Origin of the sequence: Cypionkella sp. TWP1-2-1b2 (assembly GCF_049896245.1) — a bacterium.
Lineage (GTDB): Bacteria > Pseudomonadota > Alphaproteobacteria > Rhodobacterales > Rhodobacteraceae > Cypionkella.
Window position 1 is genome coordinate 32680 of the sequence record NZ_JAFCTX010000024.1, and the last position, 17022, is coordinate 49701.

Here is a 17022-nt window from a genome sequence, read left to right on the forward strand (position 1 = left end):
GCGTGATGTGGAAGCCTCCGGCGGGGATATTTGAACCAATGTGAAATTGCTCTTTTCTAAATACTCCCGCCGGAGGCATCCCAAAGTTGCAACGCGGGGCACGCGTGGGCGTAAAGCGACCGACCCACCGCTGCGGTGGTAACGCCGCCGAGCGGGGCCTCGATGGCCCCCGAGGCGGCATGGGTATAAGGTGTCATCCGCAATTCAGCGCGTAGCTGCGCGTTGTGTCATAGCCATCAGAACTGCTGCTCAGCAGGCGGCCGGGGGCGCAGTTGGTAGCGTCCTCGACGTAGGAGGCGGTTTCGGCATCGGTCAGCGGGTAGCGGGCGGGGTAGCGCAACTGGGCTTGGCGGCCATCGGTCATCACCACCAGCTGCGAGCCATCGGCTAAGGTAAACTGGCGGGCAATGTCGCGCTGGGGCAGGCTTGGGTCGGTGGTGACGCAGGCGGTGAGGCAAAACGTGGCGATCAGGGCGGGGATTGGTTTCAGCATGGGGATCTCCTTTTGCACCACGCTAGCGCGGTTATCGCCATGCTGCGAGCCGGGGCCGGCGGTCAGCGCGGTTTGCCGCCGATCCATGTCGCGCGGATGGCGCGGTCATCGCCCAGCATGATGGTGGGGAAGATCACTTGCCAGATGTCGGCGGCGCGGCGGGTGGCTTGTGCGATGGCGGGGGTGGATTGCAGGTTTAGGATGGTCAGGTCAGCCTCCATGCCCGGCGCGATATTGCCGATCTGGTGTTCGGCATGCAGGGCGCGGGCCGAGCCTACGGTGGCAAGCCACCACAACTGACTTGGGTGCAGCGCCTCACCGCGCAGCTGCGCGACCTCATAGGCGGCGGCCATGGTGCGCAGCATGGAGAAACTTGAGCCGCCACCGGTGTCGGTGGCGAGGCCGACGCGCAGGTGCTTCGCAAGGCTCATGTCGAACAGGCCGGAACCAATGAAGGTGTTCGAGGTCGGGCAGTGGACAAGCGAGGCTCCGGCTTCGATCAGGCGGTCTTTCTCGCGTTGCGTCAGGTGGATGGCGTGGCCGTAGACGGCACCGCTCCGCAACAGACCTTGGGTCTCATAGGTGTCGAGGTAGTCGCGGGACTGTGGGAACAGCTCTTTCACCCAGGCAATCTCATCCACTTGCTCAGACAGGTGGGTTTGCATCAGGCAGCTGGGGTATTCGCGCCAAAGCTGGCCCATGGCGGCCAGTTGTTCGGGGGTGGAGGTGGGCGAGAAGCGCGGGGTTATGACGTAGGACAGACGATTGACCCCATGCCACTTTTGCAGCAGGCGTTTGCTGTCGTCATAGGCTGATTGCACGGTGTCGCGCAGACCTTCAGGCGCATTGCGGTCCATGCAGGTTTTGCCAGCGAAAGCGCGCAGACCGCGCGCTTGGGCGGCGGTGAAGAAAGCATCGACGCTTTCGGGGTGGATGGTGGCGTAGGTGCACATCGAGGTGGTGCCGTGCGCCAGCGCCAGATCAAGGTAGCGGCCCGCGACCTCATCGGCATAGGCGCGGTCGGCAAAGCGCATTTCCTCGGGGAAGGTGTAGCTGTTCAGCCAGTCGATCAGGCGTTTGCCCCAAGAGGCGACGATTGCGGTTTGCGGATAATGCACATGCGCGTCGATGAAGCCTGCCGAGATCAGGCATTGGCCGTAATCGGTGATCTTGGCCTGTGGATAGGTCGCGCGGATGTGGTCGGCGGGGCCGAGGGCTGCAATTTTGCCGTTTTCGATGGCGACCGCGCCGTGGGTCTCGTGCCGCGCGGCATCCGGACCGAGGGCGAAAGGATCACCTGCGAAAGACAACACTTGCCCCAGAAGAATGTCGGTCATTGCATACTCCGCTTGCCAAACCCGGTTATGGTATAGGCTTATGGCGTTTAGGTAAATTTCTGCATGCCCTCTGTTTCATTGAAACAGCTTTCTGTAAGCAAGCGGCAAAGGAGTGCGTCATGGCGGAAGATCTGGCACTGATGGACGAAGATGAGGTCCACGCCGACCGGGTGGAAGCGATCCTTGATGCGGTTGAGGCAAAGGATGCTGCCCGCGTCACCGAATTGCTGGAGCCGTTGCACGCCGCCGACATCGCCGACTTGCTGGAGCAGATCGGTGGGGCGGACCGCCGTGCCCTGCTGGCTTTGTGGTCGGGTGAGATTGACGGCGAGATTCTGTCCGAGATCGACGAATCGATTCGCGAGGAGGTGATCGAATCGCTTCCCGCTTCGGTGGTGGCCGAGGCGATGCGCGAGCTCGATACCGATGATGTGGTCGATATTCTGGAAGACCTCGATCTGCCGCAGCAGGGCTTGATCCTTGATGCTTTGGAGGATGCCGACCGGGTTGCGGTGCAGCAGGCGATGGGCTTCCCTGAGGAATCCGCAGGCCGCCTGATGCAGCGCGAAGTGGTGGTGGCGCCTGAGCATTGGACGGTGGGCGAGGCGATTGATTATCTGCGTGAGACGCCGCATCTGCCGGATCAGTTCTACCATGTTATTTTGACAGATCCCCGCATGAAACCAACGGGCTATGTGACTTTGGGGCGATTGTTGTCTAGCAGGCGCGAGGTGCGGTTGAAGGATATTCTGGAGGATAGTTTCCGCACGGTTCCGGCGACGGAATCCGAGGCCGATGTGGCCTATATGTTCAACCAGTATCACCTGATTTCCACCCCAGTGGTCGATGCCACCGGGCGCTTGGTGGGGGTGATCACCATTGATGATGCGATGAACGTGCTGGACGAGGAACACGAGCAGGACATGCTGCGTCTGGCCGGGGTGGGCGACGATTCGAGCCTGTCGGATGGGGTTTGGGCCACGGCGAAACAGCGGTTGCCGTGGCTGGTGGTGAACCTGTTTACCGCGTCGATTTCGGCGTTTGTGATCTCGCGGTTCGAGAGCACGATTGCCAGTTTGGTGACGTTGGCTGCGTTGATGCCGATTGTGGCCTCGACCGGTGGGATCGCCGGGACGCAATCTTTGGCGGTGGCGGTGCGGGCGCTGGCGACGCGCTCGCTGACCTCGGCCAACGCCAAGCGGGTGGTTTTGCGGGAATTGGTCGGCGGACTTTTGAACGGCTTGGCTTTAGCCTGCCTGCTGGGGCTGGCGGGGACTTTGATCTTTGGCGATTGGAAGCTGGGGCTGGTGTTGGGGGCGGCGATGATCACCAATCAACTGGTGGCGGCGATGGGCGGGGTGTTGGTGCCGCTTGGCCTGCACCGCTTGGATCTGGACCCGGCGCTGGCTTCGGGAACGTTCGTGACGACGTTGACCGATGTGCTGGGCTATCTGGCGTTTCTGGGGCTGGCGACGATGGTGCTGCTGTGATGGATAAGGTGGCGGCTCGGAAGGCGGCGTTTGCGGCGCGGAAATTGGCGTTTGCAGCGGGGCAGGGGCAGGCGGCGGAGTTATTGGCCGATATGCTGGCGGAACATCGCGGGCGGGCTTTGGCGGGATATATGGCGATGCGGACCGAGGCGGACCCGATGGCTGCGATGTTGGCGCATCAGGGGCCGGTCTGCGTGCCGGTGATTGTGGCGCAAGGTGAGGCGTTGCGGTTTCGCGAATGGTCGCCCGGCTGCGCGATGGAAATGGGCGCGTTTGGGGCGTTCATCCCGAGTGAAGGCGCTTGGATTGAGCCAGAGGTGCTTATCGTGCCTTTGGTCGGGTTTGACGCGCGCGGGTTCCGACTGGGCTACGGCGGTGGATTTTATGACCGGACCTTGCAGGGATTGCGTTTGAAGCGGCCGACTTTGGCGGTGGGGTTTGGCTTTGCGGCACAGGAATTGGATCAGGTGCCGATTGATGAATTCGATCAGCGCTTGGATCTGATGGTGACGGAAGTGGGTGTGCGGCGGTTTTAGCTGCGCTTGGGGCGGGGGGGGGGGGGGGGGGGGGGGGGGGGGGGGGGGGGGGGGGGGGGGGGGGGGGGGGGGGCCCCCCCCCCCCCCCCCCCCCCCCCCCCCGTGGAGTATTTTTGCCAATGTGAAAGCAAATTTTAATCAAATTGATCGGGTTTTTGAATCAGCGAAGCCCTGATCGCGGATGGCGATCAGGGCAGTTGATTTGAGGATTCGATCTGTCTGATCGGTTATTTCGCAATCGTCTCTTGGCGCACGAACATGTTGTCCCAGGCGCGGTCCATCAGCTCGGGGCTCATCTGGTAGGCGATGCCTTCGAAGTCGCAGACCGCGATCATCTGGTCGATCAGGAAGGTTGGCTGGTAGTTCGCGAAGTTGTTGGCGATGGTCGGGTATTTGCTTTTCAGCATGTAGATCAGCGTCGCCTCATCCAGCGGGACTTTCTTTTTCTTGGCGACCATGGCGAAGATTTTCAGGAACATTTCTTGGTTGGGGCCGTCAATCTTGATCTTGAAGAAGATCCGGCGCAGGGCCGCGCCGTCAAAAATCTCATTCGGGTGGAAGTTGGTCGAGAAGATCACCAGAGTGTCAAACGGGACGGTGAATTTCTCGCCTGACTGTAACGCCAAGATATCTCGGGATTCTTCCAGTGGCACGATCCAGCGGTTGACCAGTTTTTGCGGCGGTTCGGCTTGGCGACCAAGGTCGTCGACGATGAAAATGCCGCCCGAGGCTTTCAGCTGCAAGGGGGCTTGATAGGTGCGGGCGGTCGGGTTGTATTTCAGATCGAGCATGTCGAGGGTCAACTCACCCCCGGTGATCACCGAGGGGCGTTCGCAATAGACGTAGCGGTTGTCATAGCGGTTGCCGGTGCGGCGCAGGGCGTTGGGATCGTCAATAGATTCCTCGGCGGAGGAGTGCACGATTGGATCGAAAACGGTGATCACCTGACCGGAATATTCGATCGCCCGCGGGATGTAGATCTTGTCGCCCAAAGCGGCGCGGATGCCGTTGGAGATCGAGGATTTACCGTTTCCGGGCGGGCCATACATCAGGATCGAGCGGCCTGAGGTCACGGCGGGGCCGAGGTTGGAGATCAGATCGGGCGGCAGGATCAGATGGCCCATGCCCTTCATCAACTCGGGGCGGGTGAGTTTAATGTCGCGCACCGATTGGCGCTTCATCTGGGCGGAATAGGCCGCGAGCGGCAGGGGGAGTGCGCCGTAATATTCGGATTGCGACAGCGCATCCAAAGCGCGGGCTTTGCCGGCGTCGGTCAGCTGGTAGCCCATCTCATTGCTGGTCGAGGTGGCGTTCAGGGTGCCTTTGGCTTCCAAAAGGCGTTGCTGCCGGGCGGCGTCGACCAGTTCTTGGGTCAGGACGACGGGAAGGCAGATCGCGCGGGAGAGGTCTGATACCATGTCGAGGTTCATCCGAAACATGGTTTTCAACAGGATGTCGCGCATCATCACCGAACTTAGGCCGGTTTCGGCCAAGGACTTTGGTTGCGGCGGGGCTTGCACGCCCATCGGCACTTGCATGTTCATCGGCGGCACCTTTGCATCGGTTGGGCGATTGTTGCACCCATTGGTTCAATGCCAAGGATTGACCTAGAAAAGCGGCAAGAGTGCGGCCAAAAGATAGAAGATCAGTGTTCCTGACAGCGCCAGACCCATCGGGAAGTCTTTATGGGTCCAGCTTTGCCAATCTTGCGTCGCGGCGCGAAACGGTGGGATCAGACGGGCAAGGCGGTGGGCGGCAAAGGCCCCGAGCAGGCAGGCGGCGTAGAGGCCCAGCACGAAGCGGATGTCGGCATGGATGAAGATCGGGGCCATGGCGGCTGCGAATTTCGCATCACCTGCACCCACTGCTCCGCCTGCGTTCAGGATAAAGCCCGCGACCAGCACACAAGCGGCCAAGGCCCAGCCCCAGAGCCAGAGTTTTAACGGCACCAGGATCAGGCCCAGCACCAGCCAGAGGATCAGCAGCGCCAATCCGGCTTTGTTGGGGATTTTCATGAATTTCATATCGCTCCACGACACCCAAATGACTACGGCGAAGCAGAACGGCAGGAAGATCAGGGCGGTGTAGGGAGAGATCATATCAGGTGCTCAGCGCTTTGAGACTGCGCTCGGCGGCCTCGAAATAGGTTGGGGAGGTGTCTACGGCTTGTTGCAAAAGTTCGCGACCTACCGAGGTGTCGCCTTGCTTCACCGCAGCGAGGCCGAGGGTGTAGTAAAGCTGGGCGCGCTCGGTCTGGGTCATCTCGATCACCGGCATGTCATATTTGCGCTGACCGGCGCGGGCGAGGATCAGGTTGTTCTTGGCGGTGAACAGGCTGGGATCGTAGGTAAGGGCTTCGAGGAACAGCTTCTCGGCCCCGGCATTGTCGCCGCGCGTCAGCTTAGAGAAGCCCCAGTTGTTGTAGACGCCCGAGGGTTTGTTGGTGAGGCCCGCGGCGATGTCGTAAAAGCTGTCGGCTTTCTTCCAGTTTTTCTGGCTGTCGGCGACCATGGCTTCAAGCCGATAGCGCTCAAAGGTCTCAAAAGTCGGCGGGATGGTGTTCAGGGTGGCGGCGGTGGCGGCCCAGTCCGAGGTGCGCATTTGCGCGTCAGCCAGACCGACACGATCATCATTGGTGCCTTCGGGAGAGGCAACAATCGCGGTGTAGACGGAAATCGCCTGCGCGGGTTTGTTGGCGCGGATCAGCGATTTGGCCAAACCGCGTTTAAGATCAATGCGGTCGGGGTTTTCGGCGCTGGTTTTCTGAAAATAGGCGACGGCCTCATCCGGGTCGCCCACCGTCAGCATGATGTCGCTGAGGTTGCTCTCATCGACCACATTCACCGATTTCAGCGCGCGTTTCGAGGCGGCGTCTCGGGTGCCTTGGCAGCCCGCCAAAGCAGTGGCGCCAATCAGGCACAGCGTAAGCAACACAGGTTGGCGCATTTTGCGTCCTTTTTGGTCTACTGCTCGGTCTTCAACGATGCGGGCTTCAAATTCTGGGTCTTCAAGTTCTGGGTCTTCAAAGTTGCGACAGCAAGACGTAAGAGCCTTGGCCGCGTCGCACCAGTTTCATCACGGGTTTTTCGTCCTGAACCGGATCATATACAGAGGCTTCGCTGCGCGCTATCGCGAGCTTTAGATTTTCGCGAATGGAGTCCGATTGGCCACTGTCCAAGGCAAAAGCTTGCTGAAACACCCGGCGGGCTTCGCCGGATTTGCCTTGCTCCATCAGCACGCAGCCGAGGTTGTTCAGGGCGGGGACGTTGCGCTCATCGGCTTCAATGGCGCGGCGCAGCACTTGTTCGGCTTGGCCCAAGCGGCCCATTTTCAGATCGGCAGAACCGATGGCCGAGAGCACATCGGCGTTCATCCCCTGCTCGGCTGCGGCACGCAGATAGGCTTTCATCGCCAGTTCATACTCGCCCGCTTCCATCAGGCGGTGGCCGACCAGCAGGCCATCAACGCCCTGTTCGCGGCCATCGACACCGTAAGGCACGTTGCGGGGTTTGCCGGATGCGGACAGGCCGCCCGTGTGCTGACAGGCGGCCAAAGGGATGCAGATCAGGAAGGCAATCACCGCGCGCGTCACTCTGGCCCCATATGCTTGGGCCTAGCGCCCGTGGTTCAGCCGCCACCGAGGGTTTTCGAGATCCCGTAAACCGATGGTCCGATCAAGATAATCAATAGCGGGGGCAGCGTGAACAGCATAGTGCCGAGGGTGAGTTTTGTCGGCAATTTGTTGGCCAATTCTTCCGCCCGCATGATGCGTTTGTCGCGCATCTCGGCAGAATACACCCGCAGGGCGTCTGACATCGAGGTGCCGAAGGTCGCCGATTGTACGAGGGTGGTGCAGAACGAGGAGATATCGGCGATGCCGACGCGTTCGGACATGTCTTTCAGCACCTTGACGCGCTCTTTGCCGGCCTTGACCTCTTGTGCCACGGTTTCAAATTCTTCTGCCAAGGCAGGGCAAGAGTTGCGGCTTTCTTTGGCGATGCGGTTAATGGATTGATCCAGCGACTGGCCCGCCTCGACACAGACCAGCATCAAATCGAGTGCATCGGGGAAGCCCGAGACGATTTCGGATTGGCGCTTTTGCACCCGGCTGTTGACCCAATACATCGGGAAGTAATAGCCCAAACCGCCCGGCAACAGGGTAGAGATGATCATGACTTGGGTGGACACCTCGGCCCCGTCATTGCCGGTGAAGGTATAGAGCATCCCCAAACCCAGCAGACCGACGCCCAAGGCGAGTTGCGCGAAGTGAAAGGTGCGGACGGCGTTTTTCTGTTTGTAGCCCGCGCGCACCATTTTGAGGCGCGAGGCGGTCATGGTCTGCTCGTCTTGCGGTTCCAGGAACGAGGCGAATTTCTCTAGCCTGTCGGCTTTTTCGCTGTGGCGCAGGTTGGCACTTTTCTTGCCGGCACTGGCGTTTTCGATGTCTTTGCGCAGGGCCTTCAGTTTATCGAACGGCTCGGGCTTTTTTTGCAAAAGCATCGGCAGCACGGCGACGATCAGCGTCAGACCCAGCAGGCCAAGCGCCAGCAACGGCCCCAGAGGACCGAAGTTGTCAGTCAGTTGCGTGTTGATATTGTTTAGGAAATCCATGACGCTTAGACCTTAATGTTGACCATGATACGCATGAAGATGATGTTGATGACAAGGAACACCGCGACGGCAAGGCAGGCCGGAATGAACACCGCCGATTTCGCGACATCATCGTAGTAGTCCGGTTTGATGATGTTGATCATCACGATCGCGCCGATTGGGAACATCGACAGGAACATGCCCGACCATTTCGCCTCACCGGTGATCGCCTTGACGCGGCGGAACAGTTTGAAGCGGGCGCGGATGACTTTCGATAGACCTTCGAGGATTTCGGCGAGGTTGCCGCCCGAGGTTTGCTGGATGGTGACGGCGACGGCGAGAAAGCGCAAATCCTGACTGTCCATCCGCTCGGCAAAGGCTTTCAGGCTGTCGGCGACGTTGCGACCGTAGGCGGCTTCGTCCGAGATCATGCCGAATTCGGTGCCCAACGGATCGGGGACTTCCTTTGCGACGATGCCAATGGCGGAGGCAAACGGGTGGCCGACGCGCAAAGACCGCACCATAAGTTCCACTGCATCGGGCAGTTGTTCATCCATCAATGAGGTGCGCTTTTTGGCTTTGCCGTTGACCCAGAAATACACGCCGCCTACGCCCATGCCGACGGCGACCACCACGCGGATCGGCAAAGCGACCTGTGTGCCAAATGTCAGACCGGTGAAGGCCACGCCAACCATGCCGATCATGATCATCACCAATTGCTGCGGGCTGAAAGCGATGTTGGCCTTCTGCGCCTTTTTGGCGAGGATCGAATAGAGCGGGATGCCGCGCGAGTTGACGTGCTGCTCGGTTTCCTTGCGCAGCTGTTCTAGCACCTGTTCGCGGTTGTTGTTTTTCTCCAGCAGGGCAAGACGGCGGCTCATCCGGTTGTTCAGGCTGATCGACTTGCCGAACACCACCAGATAAAGGCCGTTCACCATCACCACGACGGCAACGAAGATCAAAACATAGATAAGCGGGGCGGCTGAAATGGTCATGATACCCTCAGTTGATCGGTTCGTAGATCGAGGCAGGCAGATCGTAGCCCCATTGCTTGAAGCGGTCAGAATAGTGGCTGCGCACGCCGGTTGCGTTGAAGCGACCGATGATCTTACCGTTGGGTTCAACCCCTAAGCGTTCGTAGCGGAAGACTTCCTGCATCGAGATCACTTCGCCTTCCATGCCGGTGATTTCGGTGATCGAGACCATGCGGCGCGAGCCGTCTTGCAGGCGGCTTGCTTGCACGATCAGGTTCACAGCCGATGCGATCTGGCTGCGCACGGCCTTTAGCGGCATTTCAATCCCGGCCATTGCCACCATATTCTCCAGACGGCTGATGCCATCGCGGGCCGAGTTGGCGTGGATGGTGGTCATCGAGCCATCGTGGCCAGTGTTCATCGCCTGCAGCATGTCGATGACTTCCTCACCACGGGTTTCGCCGACGATGATCCGGTCAGGACGCATCCGAAGCGCGTTGCGCAAGCAATCGCGTTGGGTGACAGCGCCCTTGCCTTCGACGTTGGCGGGTCGGCTTTCCATCCGGCCAACATGCACCTGTTGCAGTTGAAGTTCGGCGGTGTCCTCAATCGTCAGCACGCGTTCGGTGTTGTCGATAAAGCTGGACAAAGCGTTAAGGGTGGTGGTTTTGCCCGAACCGGTGCCGCCCGAGACGATGATGTTCAACCGACACGACACGGCGGCTTGCAGGTAAAGCCCCATTTCCTCGGTGAAGGCCCCGAAGCGCACCAGATCGGGGATGCCCAGTTTCTCTTTCTTGAATTTCCTGATCGAAACAAGCGATCCGTCAACCGCAACTGGCGGCACCATGCAGTTGAAACGGCTGCCATCGGCCAAACGGGCGTCGCAATAGGGGTTGGATTCGTCAACCCGGCGACCCACGGCAGAGACGATCTTGTCGATGATGCGCAAAAGGTGACGCTCATCTTTGAAGGTGATGTCGGTCAGGGTCAGCTTGCCGTTACGTTCAACAAAGATGCGGTTCGGGCCGTTGACCAGAATATCGTTAACGGACTCGTCTTTCAGCAACGGTTCCAGCGGGCCGAGGCCCATCACCTCGTCGTAAAGTTCCTGGTTCAGCGTGGTGCGGTCTTCTTTCGACAACGCCACCTGCATCTCTTCCAAAGCCTCGGCGGAGATAGCGGCGATTTCGGCTTTGAGATTGGCTTCCGAGGCTTGTTCGATGGCCGCGAGGTTGAGGTTATCAAGCAAGCGCTTGTGCAGTTCCTGCTTCAACTCGCCCAGACGGTCTTTGCGCTTCTTTTCCTTATCCGCTGCGACCGCTTCCGCAGGCGGGCGGGCGGGGGCAACCGTGGGGCGGCTGATGCCGGGCTTTGGCGCGGGGGCCGGAGCCGCCGGACGTGCGGCGGCTGGGCTGGCGCTTGGCCCGGCCTCCGGTTTTTTGAAACGTGAGAACATCGTTAACCCCCAATAGTCTAGGCCTTAGCCCCTGCCGGTTTCCACGGCTTTGTTCAGATCAAACAGCGATTTCGCCAGCTTTTGGATTTCTTTGCGCAACGGGTTTTTGCCCGCATTTTCAGACAGTGGCAGGCCATGGTCATTGGCTTGGGTGATCTGCGCGCCGCCATCGGGAAGCTGCACTTCGATCGTGATATCAAGGCTTTCGGCCATCCGCTTCACCCGGCTTTTCGCCGAAAGATCGGTGAATTTCGGCGCGCGGTTCAACACATAGCGCAGCTTTTCATGCGGCAGACCTTCGGCCTTCAGCGCCCGCACCAGACGCAGCACGTTCTGGGCCGAGCGCAGGTCCAACTCCATCAGCGCGAAGTAGACATGAGCGCGGCTGAGCACGGTTTCGGTCCAGGCGACGATGGTGCGCGGCATGTCGATGACGACAAAGTCGAAATTCGCCCGCGCCATGTCGATGATGCGACCGATATCCTCGGGTGAGACAATATCCAGCGGCAGCATGTCGGATGGGGCTGTCAGCACATGCAGCTTGTCGTTGAAGGTCAGCATGGCGGCCAACATGGTATCTGAATCGGCATGGCCGGTGTCGGTCAAAAGATCGAACACCGCCTCTTTACGCGGCAGGTCGAGATAGGTGGCGGCGGAACCATATTGGAAATCAAGGTCGATCAGGCAGACGCGCGGGGCGTCGGTTTTCGACAAAGTTGCCAGCTCCCAAGCCAGATTGGCGGCGAAGGTTGACGCGCCGCAACCGCCAGCCAGCCCATGCACCGGAAGCACCACCGCATCACGGTCGCCTTTGGCTTTGAACGCCGGGGCCTTTTCGGCATGGGGTTCATCCGAGATGATTGGCGCGGGCGTAGGGGCGGGGGTTGGCCCAGGAGCAGCAGCTTCAGCAGGTTTGACTTTGCGGATGCGCTCAATGGCTTCGTGCAGCGCGCCATCGGGCAAAGGGTAGGGCACAAAATCTTCGGCACCCAAGCGCAGCAGTTGATGCAGCGCCGCGGGGCCAACCTGATCGGCGATCAGGATCACTTTGATCGACTTTGCCTTGGCGGTGCGGATGATCTCGGTGATCCGCGACAGATCGACCTCATCTTCGGCATCGACGGCGATGGCAACAAATTCCAGCGTGGCAGATTCGGGCTGACCAAGGAAAATCAGCGCATCGTCAAAGCCAAGATCGCCCCAAGCCTCGCCAAGTTCGTTTTCCATATCGTCGATCAGCAGATCAAAGTTCTGCACATCGCGCGAAATCGTACACGCCAGAATGGGTGCGGGATCGGGTTGTAAGTTGGCCACGCTCGTCATCGTTTCATCGTCCTTCTCAAGACATCCCACCACGGACCCCGGCCAAAATTAAGGCGCGATTGGGGCCAATCGGGGGAGCATACCAAGCCTTCGGCGCGGCATTGTTCCCATTGGGTGCAAGATGCTGGAGGATGGTGGCGAGATTGGGGCTAAAACAGCGTCAATCTGGGGTATTTCGCGATCTAAGCGGCTATTTCGGAAACGAATTCAGAAACAAAAGCCCCTGCGATTGCGCGCAGGGGCCATTTTACTTGCGTGCGCGACACTGGCCCGTCAATTCGCCCCGCTGGGGGCAACTTGCGTCGTGATGATCTCATTGTTGGGATGCGGAGGGATTGCCCCCTCGATATAGCTGCGCCAGATGATCGCGGCATATTTGCCATTAAGTACCATTGGGTTACCCTTCACAAAGCCAGATACCTCGGTCACCGTGCGGCGGTTGCGCTGTTCTGGGCCGGCGGTCTGGATGACCGGGCGGGTTTTGCCGAACGAAGCCACGGCCTCAAGGCGCGAGCCTCCAATACCAAGGCTGGAGAGATAGCGCACGGCGGCTTTGGCACGACGCAGCCCCAAGGCTTTGTTGTAAGCGTCAGAGCCGACCAGATCGGTGTGGCCATAGACGCGGAAGCGCACCTCGGGGAATTGGCGAATCCAATCGGCCTGCTGCGCCAGCGTGGCGCGGGCTTCCGGGGTCAGTTCTGAGCTGTTGAAGGCGAAGGTGATCGTGCTGGGCACTTCGCGGGCAAAGCGTTCTGCCAGCGCGATGGTGTAGTCGCGTTCGCCCGACATCACCAAGGTGTTGTTCATCGTCGAGTTGCCGAAACCGCCTTCATCCACTTCGGCACCGGCCTCGGAGGTGAAACTGGTCGGATCGCATGCTGCGAGGCTGAGAAAGGCTGCGGCAATCAGGGGGAGGGAGCGCATGTTCATGATCACTCCATCACATAACCGTAAGAGCCGCTGAAATCTTGTCGGGCAACATCGCCAGCCGCGCCTTTTTGTTTGCCTGCCACATTGCCGAACAGGAACAAATCCTTCTCGGACGGCAGCTTAACCCGGTCGGTCGGCAGCGCCAAGGCTTCGCCACGGGTGGGCGTGACCAGATGCGGCGTCACAATGATCACCAGTTCCGACTGCGCGCGTTGATATTCTGCCGAGCGGAACAAAGCGCCGAGGATCGGAATGTCGCCCAGCCACGGCACCTGACCGTTCAGATCGCGGAAATCATCTTGCAACAGGCCCGCGATGGCAAAGCTTTCGCCGTCGCGCATCTCTACCGTGGTGGAGGTTTCGCGGCGCTTGAAGGCGTTGACCGAAAAGCCCGAGGCGGTGACTGCGGTGGTGGTGTCAATCGAAGACACCGCCGCGTTGATCACCAGATTGATGATATCGCCATCGACCACAGTGGGGGTGAAGTTAAGCTCGACCCCGAACGGTTTGTATTCGATTTTGATGCCATCATTGTCGGTCACCGGAATCGGATATTCGCCACCGGCAAGGAATTTCGCCTCTTGTCCCGACAAAGCGGTCAGGTTCGGCTCGGCCAGGGTGCGCACGACGCCTTTGGATTCAAGGGCCTCCAGCAGCACCGCGAATTCCAGCGAACCTGCCGAGAAGCCAAAGGCCACCGCAGAGTTGGCATTGTCGCGCGCGGTGATGGTGCCGTTGTCGATACCGTTGTCACCGTTCAGCCAAGTGCCTGTTTCACCCGAAACGCCGAATTTCTTGCCACCTGACACCGCCAGCGACGAGGACAGGTTTTTCGACACCGAACGCTGCATCTCGGCAAAGCGCACTTTCAGCATGACTTGCTGGGTGCCGCCGACGCCCATCAGGTTCGACACCCGTTTTGGCGCATAGCGTTCGGCGAGATCCAGGGCGCGATCCAGCTTGGCGGTAGAAGATACGGTGCCGGACATGACGATGCCGTCATTTGCGGTACGCACTTCGATTTTCTCGCCGGGCAGGATTTGTTGCAGGCGTTCTTTGAATTCGGCAATGTCCGGTGTGACATGGACATCAACGTTCGAGATCAACTTGCCATCCGGCCCCAGCAGGGTCAGCGTGGTGCGGCCGGGGGTCTTGCCCAGAACGTAGATCGACTTGTCCGACAGCGTCGAGATATCGGCGATACCGGGGTTGGCGATCGACAGCTCGGAGAAGGAGACGTCGCTTTCCACAACCACGGCGCGGTTCATCGGCACGTTCAGCGGGGCCGAAGCCGACCCCTCCATCACCCGCAGCGTCTGTGCAGACAGCGGGCTGAGCGCCGTAGATGCAAGGGCAAGCCCCAAGCAACCGGCGGTCAGGAATTTGCGCATATTCATGTGACCTGCCCTTTCGATCACGCCTCTGGTCGGGTCTTGTTGTGCCCAATCCAATTCGCAAGATGACGTAAGTGTCGTTTTTTTGCAAGAATCAAATGGTTAAAGGCGGTTCCTTATGTGGATAACTTGCAACAGCAGGCTACCAAATGCGGAAGATGAAACTTGCCGCCACTATAGGAAGTGGCGGCAAGTTCAGTTTTTCCAACTTAGTTGGTGCAGGCGATTGGCACTTGGGTCGGAACACCGCCCTGACGCACCGTGATAAAGCAGGCTTGAGGTGCCACGACTGCGGCTTCAGGGGCGGCTGTCGTGTCGCCGTTGATGTCTTTCGTCGTCACTTTGATCTCGGTCGGATCGGTGGCAGCGCTGCTGTCATTGCCGACCAGCGACATCACCAGACGCCCGGTGGCCTGCGCTTGCGCCAGACGGCCCACTTGTTCCGGCGTGGCCGCCACGGTCATGGTGCGGCTTTGAATTTCGCCTGCCGCCACGGTTTCCTTAGCGTTGCGATCCACCGCGATGATCTTGACCGCGTTTTCGATGCGCTGGGTGATTTCCGAGCCCGAAGCATCCGACGAGCCTGTCCAGTAGATATCCACCCGGTCGCCGGGTTGCAGGAAGTCTGCGGCATCAACCTTGATCGCAAACGCCCGCATGCCCTTTTCAATCGCGCCGTTCAGGCCCGCCTGCTCGCCCGGAGCGGTGACTTTGACGGCCAGGATCGGTTCAAACTTTTCCATCTGCCGCACCACATAGCGCGGGTCCTTAGCGTCTTTCGGAAACAGCACCTCGCCATCCTCAAACGCGCCTTCCGGCAAAGCGTTTTTCGGCCAGTAGATGCGTTGCACATCTTCTTTGGTCAGCGGATCGCCGTAGTTCTTCGCTTTGTTGACCACGAACACCATGGTCAGACCGCCGGTATCGGCCATCAACTGCTTTTCGCGCGTCACCGCCGATTGCTGTTGGCCGATGAAATTCTTTGCCATGAACACGGCGGCACCTGCCAGCATCATGCCGACCACCAGCACCAATCCAAAGATCATTCGCATGTTAATCCCTTTCCCACTTGTTTCCGCCGCGTTGCAAGCCTTGCGGAACACCCCAACTCATCTGTCGTAACCCACGTCTATGCTTTCGATGTAATCCGCCACGCCCCGCGTCGAGCTTTCCGTGCTGAAGGCCACTGGCCATAGCACCAGCATCCCGAGCCCGATCACCGCCGCAGACAAGGTCACCCATTCCACAGTGACCGCGCCGTCGGTTTTTCGGATGAATTTCTTCAACCAACGTTGCATCTTACCTCCTTCGCGGCTTTTACTCCGGCTACTCAGAACACCCACGATCACCGCTATAGCGCGGGATTGTGGCCGGAATCGGGATGGGCCCGTGGCGGCAATGTGGTCTGTTGTCGGATTTTGGCCCGGATTTCGCACATGGAAAAGGCCGCATCCCGTCCCGGATGCGGCCCTCACCCTTTTCAGGTGATCGAAGAAACCGATTACTGGTTTTCGTAGCCCGAAGCGCGGCCCTGCAGGTCGGACACAATCGAGTTGCCCAGACCTTCGATGCCACCACCAACGGTTTTCATCACGACCATGCCGAGGCCAACGATGGCAGCGGTCAGCACGACCCAGTCAACGGTCACAGCGCCGGATTCGTCAGCGCGGAAGGATTTGAACAGTTTGCGGAGTTTCAAAGTCATCATTTTGGATTTCCCTATCTAGGAGTTGCTCATGTCACCGCTTTGGATCGTCACGTCCTGGCCTCTGTTCCAGTGCGTTCACCGCTTCGGCTTGGGTTGATATAGCCGTCTGATCGTGGCGCGATTGCGGCGGGGGTTTGGTCTTTTCTGGGTGATTGCTGCGTTCACCCGATTGCATTGCGAATCTGTGGAAACGTGGCGTTTCTGATTTAGAAGCAACGCTGTGGCGCGATTGATCCCGATGCCTCTGGCTTATGCAAACGGCCGCATCTGGATCAGACGCGGCCCTTAGGCGGATGCGATCAGTGTGATCGAATTTCGCGATGTATGATCTTGGTCGCCCGATGAGTAACTTTGAGGTTCTGAATACAGTCTAACTGGCGGTGCTCAGCCTCGACTTTCAGGTGGCTTAGGGGGCATCCGTCTGATCGGGAACAACCATGTTTTTGATCGAGAATTTGTGCAGAAACACCCAGGGCAGCTGTCGCATATGGAAAAGGCCGCATCCCGTCCCGGATGCGGCCTTCACCCTTATCAGGTGATCGGATTAATCGATTACTGGTTTTCGTAGCCCGAAGCGCGGCCCTGCAGGTCGGACACAATCGAGTTGCCCAGACCTTCGATGCCACCACCAACGGTTTTCATCACGACCATGCCGAGACCAACGATGGCAGCGGTCAGCACGACCCAGTCAACGGTCACAGCGCCGGATTCGTCAGCGCGGAAGGATTTGAACAGTTTGCGGAGTTTCAAGGTCATCATAATGTGGTCCCTTTCTGGGGATGCTCAGG

The 17022-nt window shown here is 59.3% G+C and carries 19 protein-coding genes; 2 read left to right on the top strand and 17 right to left on the bottom strand.

Annotated elements, in window-relative coordinates; all coding sequences use genetic code 11:
• Positions 1-56: 56 nt before the first annotated feature.
• From ACP7AP_RS15730 to guaD, 3 genes are all read right to left on the bottom strand, one after another.
• On the bottom strand, positions 57-197 hold the full coding sequence (locus ACP7AP_RS15730) for a hypothetical protein (RefSeq protein ID WP_426035438.1): 141 nt from the start codon (positions 195-197) through the stop codon (positions 57-59).
• Complete coding sequence (locus tag ACP7AP_RS15735; protein ID WP_426035440.1) at positions 194-493, bottom strand: hypothetical protein; 300 nt, start codon at positions 491-493, stop codon at positions 194-196. The genes ACP7AP_RS15730 and ACP7AP_RS15735 overlap by 4 nt, the downstream gene beginning before the upstream one ends.
• A gap of 62 nt (positions 494-555) precedes the next feature.
• Entirely contained in the window at positions 556-1830 is a 1275-nt protein-coding gene (gene guaD / locus ACP7AP_RS15740; RefSeq protein ID WP_426035442.1) for a guanine deaminase, read from the bottom strand.
• Positions 1831-1949: 119 nt separating this feature from the next.
• Between guaD and mgtE the strand changes: the two genes are divergently transcribed.
• Together mgtE and ACP7AP_RS15750 are read left to right on the top strand one after the other, a co-directional pair.
• A complete protein-coding gene (gene mgtE / locus ACP7AP_RS15745) occupies positions 1950-3320 on the top strand; it encodes a magnesium transporter (protein WP_426035444.1) in 1371 nt (456 codons plus the stop codon).
• The gene (locus tag ACP7AP_RS15750) at positions 3320-3856 is read left to right on the top strand and encodes a 5-formyltetrahydrofolate cyclo-ligase (protein ID WP_426035446.1); all 537 of its coding nucleotides are present in this window, start codon (positions 3320-3322) and stop codon (positions 3854-3856) included. The genes mgtE and ACP7AP_RS15750 overlap by 1 nt, the downstream gene beginning before the upstream one ends.
• Positions 3857-4083: 227 nt before the next feature.
• Here the strand turns inward: ACP7AP_RS15750 and ACP7AP_RS15755 are convergent, their stop codons facing one another.
• From ACP7AP_RS15755 to ACP7AP_RS15820, 14 genes are all read right to left on the bottom strand, one after another.
• Complete coding sequence (locus ACP7AP_RS15755) at positions 4084-5400, bottom strand: ATPase (RefSeq protein ID WP_426035448.1); 1317 nt, start codon at positions 5398-5400, stop codon at positions 4084-4086.
• Between the two features lie 63 nt (positions 5401-5463).
• Complete coding sequence (locus ACP7AP_RS15760; RefSeq protein WP_426035450.1) at positions 5464-5955, bottom strand: prepilin peptidase; 492 nt, start codon at positions 5953-5955, stop codon at positions 5464-5466.
• Position 5956: 1 nt separating this feature from the next.
• Positions 5957-6802 carry a tetratricopeptide repeat protein gene (locus tag ACP7AP_RS15765; protein ID WP_426035452.1) on the bottom strand — a complete coding sequence of 282 codons (846 nt, stop codon included), beginning with the start codon at positions 6800-6802 and terminating at the stop codon, positions 5957-5959.
• A gap of 76 nt (positions 6803-6878) precedes the next feature.
• Complete coding sequence (locus ACP7AP_RS15770; protein ID WP_426035454.1) at positions 6879-7448, bottom strand: tetratricopeptide repeat protein; 570 nt, start codon at positions 7446-7448, stop codon at positions 6879-6881.
• Positions 7449-7483: 35 nt separating this feature from the next.
• The gene (locus tag ACP7AP_RS15775) at positions 7484-8467 is read right to left on the bottom strand and encodes a type II secretion system F family protein (RefSeq protein WP_426035456.1); all 984 of its coding nucleotides are present in this window, start codon (positions 8465-8467) and stop codon (positions 7484-7486) included.
• Positions 8468-8472: 5 nt separating this feature from the next.
• The gene (locus tag ACP7AP_RS15780; protein ID WP_426035458.1) at positions 8473-9441 is read right to left on the bottom strand and encodes a type II secretion system F family protein; all 969 of its coding nucleotides are present in this window, start codon (positions 9439-9441) and stop codon (positions 8473-8475) included.
• A 7-nt stretch (positions 9442-9448) separates the two neighbouring features.
• Positions 9449-10879 (bottom strand): CpaF family protein, encoded by a 1431-nt coding sequence (locus ACP7AP_RS15785; protein WP_426035460.1) that lies wholly within the window; start codon positions 10877-10879, stop codon positions 9449-9451.
• Between the two features lie 24 nt (positions 10880-10903).
• The gene (locus ACP7AP_RS15790) at positions 10904-12202 is read right to left on the bottom strand and encodes an AAA family ATPase (RefSeq protein ID WP_426035462.1); all 1299 of its coding nucleotides are present in this window, start codon (positions 12200-12202) and stop codon (positions 10904-10906) included.
• Between the two features lie 273 nt (positions 12203-12475).
• Positions 12476-13132 (bottom strand): OmpA family protein, encoded by a 657-nt coding sequence (locus tag ACP7AP_RS15795; protein ID WP_426035464.1) that lies wholly within the window; start codon positions 13130-13132, stop codon positions 12476-12478.
• Between the two features lie 2 nt (positions 13133-13134).
• Positions 13135-14529, bottom strand: coding sequence for a type II and III secretion system protein family protein (locus ACP7AP_RS15800; protein WP_426035466.1), 1395 nt, complete (start codon positions 14527-14529; stop codon positions 13135-13137).
• 206 nt (positions 14530-14735) lie between these two features.
• Positions 14736-15578, bottom strand: a complete 843-nt coding sequence (gene cpaB, locus ACP7AP_RS15805; RefSeq protein ID WP_426035468.1) for a Flp pilus assembly protein CpaB — start codon at positions 15576-15578, stop codon at positions 14736-14738.
• Between the two features lie 57 nt (positions 15579-15635).
• Positions 15636-15824, bottom strand: coding sequence for a hypothetical protein (locus tag ACP7AP_RS15810; RefSeq protein ID WP_426035470.1), 189 nt, complete (start codon positions 15822-15824; stop codon positions 15636-15638).
• A gap of 203 nt (positions 15825-16027) precedes the next feature.
• A complete protein-coding gene (locus ACP7AP_RS15815) occupies positions 16028-16234 on the bottom strand; it encodes a Flp family type IVb pilin (protein ID WP_426035472.1) in 207 nt (68 codons plus the stop codon).
• 552 nt (positions 16235-16786) lie between these two features.
• The gene (locus ACP7AP_RS15820) at positions 16787-16990 is read right to left on the bottom strand and encodes a Flp family type IVb pilin (RefSeq protein ID WP_426035474.1); all 204 of its coding nucleotides are present in this window, start codon (positions 16988-16990) and stop codon (positions 16787-16789) included.
• Positions 16991-17022: the final 32 nt, after the last annotated feature.

Coding starts and splice junctions, on each gene's coding strand:
- ACP7AP_RS15730 (WP_426035438.1), bottom strand. CDS start 197: ATGACACCTTATACCCATGCCGCCTCGGGGGCCATCGAGGCCCCGCTC.
- ACP7AP_RS15735 (WP_426035440.1), bottom strand. CDS start 493: ATGCTGAAACCAATCCCCGCCCTGATCGCCACGTTTTGCCTCACCGCC.
- guaD (WP_426035442.1), bottom strand. CDS start 1,830: ATGACCGACATTCTTCTGGGGCAAGTGTTGTCTTTCGCAGGTGATCCT.
- mgtE (WP_426035444.1), top strand. CDS start 1,950: ATGGCGGAAGATCTGGCACTGATGGACGAAGATGAGGTCCACGCCGAC.
- ACP7AP_RS15750 (WP_426035446.1), top strand. CDS start 3,320: ATGGATAAGGTGGCGGCTCGGAAGGCGGCGTTTGCGGCGCGGAAATTG.
- ACP7AP_RS15755 (WP_426035448.1), bottom strand. CDS start 5,400: ATGAACATGCAAGTGCCGATGGGCGTGCAAGCCCCGCCGCAACCAAAG.
- ACP7AP_RS15760 (WP_426035450.1), bottom strand. CDS start 5,955: ATGATCTCTCCCTACACCGCCCTGATCTTCCTGCCGTTCTGCTTCGCC.
- ACP7AP_RS15765 (WP_426035452.1), bottom strand. CDS start 6,802: ATGCGCCAACCTGTGTTGCTTACGCTGTGCCTGATTGGCGCCACTGCT.
- ACP7AP_RS15775 (WP_426035456.1), bottom strand. CDS start 8,467: ATGGATTTCCTAAACAATATCAACACGCAACTGACTGACAACTTCGGT.
- ACP7AP_RS15780 (WP_426035458.1), bottom strand. CDS start 9,441: ATGACCATTTCAGCCGCCCCGCTTATCTATGTTTTGATCTTCGTTGCC.
- ACP7AP_RS15785 (WP_426035460.1), bottom strand. CDS start 10,879: ATGTTCTCACGTTTCAAAAAACCGGAGGCCGGGCCAAGCGCCAGCCCA.
- ACP7AP_RS15790 (WP_426035462.1), bottom strand. CDS start 12,202: ATGACGAGCGTGGCCAACTTACAACCCGATCCCGCACCCATTCTGGCG.
- ACP7AP_RS15795 (WP_426035464.1), bottom strand. CDS start 13,132: ATGAACATGCGCTCCCTCCCCCTGATTGCCGCAGCCTTTCTCAGCCTC.
- ACP7AP_RS15800 (WP_426035466.1), bottom strand. CDS start 14,529: ATGAATATGCGCAAATTCCTGACCGCCGGTTGCTTGGGGCTTGCCCTT.
- cpaB (WP_426035468.1), bottom strand. CDS start 15,578: ATGCGAATGATCTTTGGATTGGTGCTGGTGGTCGGCATGATGCTGGCA.
- ACP7AP_RS15810 (WP_426035470.1), bottom strand. CDS start 15,824: ATGCAACGTTGGTTGAAGAAATTCATCCGAAAAACCGACGGCGCGGTC.
- ACP7AP_RS15815 (WP_426035472.1), bottom strand. CDS start 16,234: ATGATGACTTTGAAACTCCGCAAACTGTTCAAATCCTTCCGCGCTGAC.
- ACP7AP_RS15820 (WP_426035474.1), bottom strand. CDS start 16,990: ATGACCTTGAAACTCCGCAAACTGTTCAAATCCTTCCGCGCTGACGAA.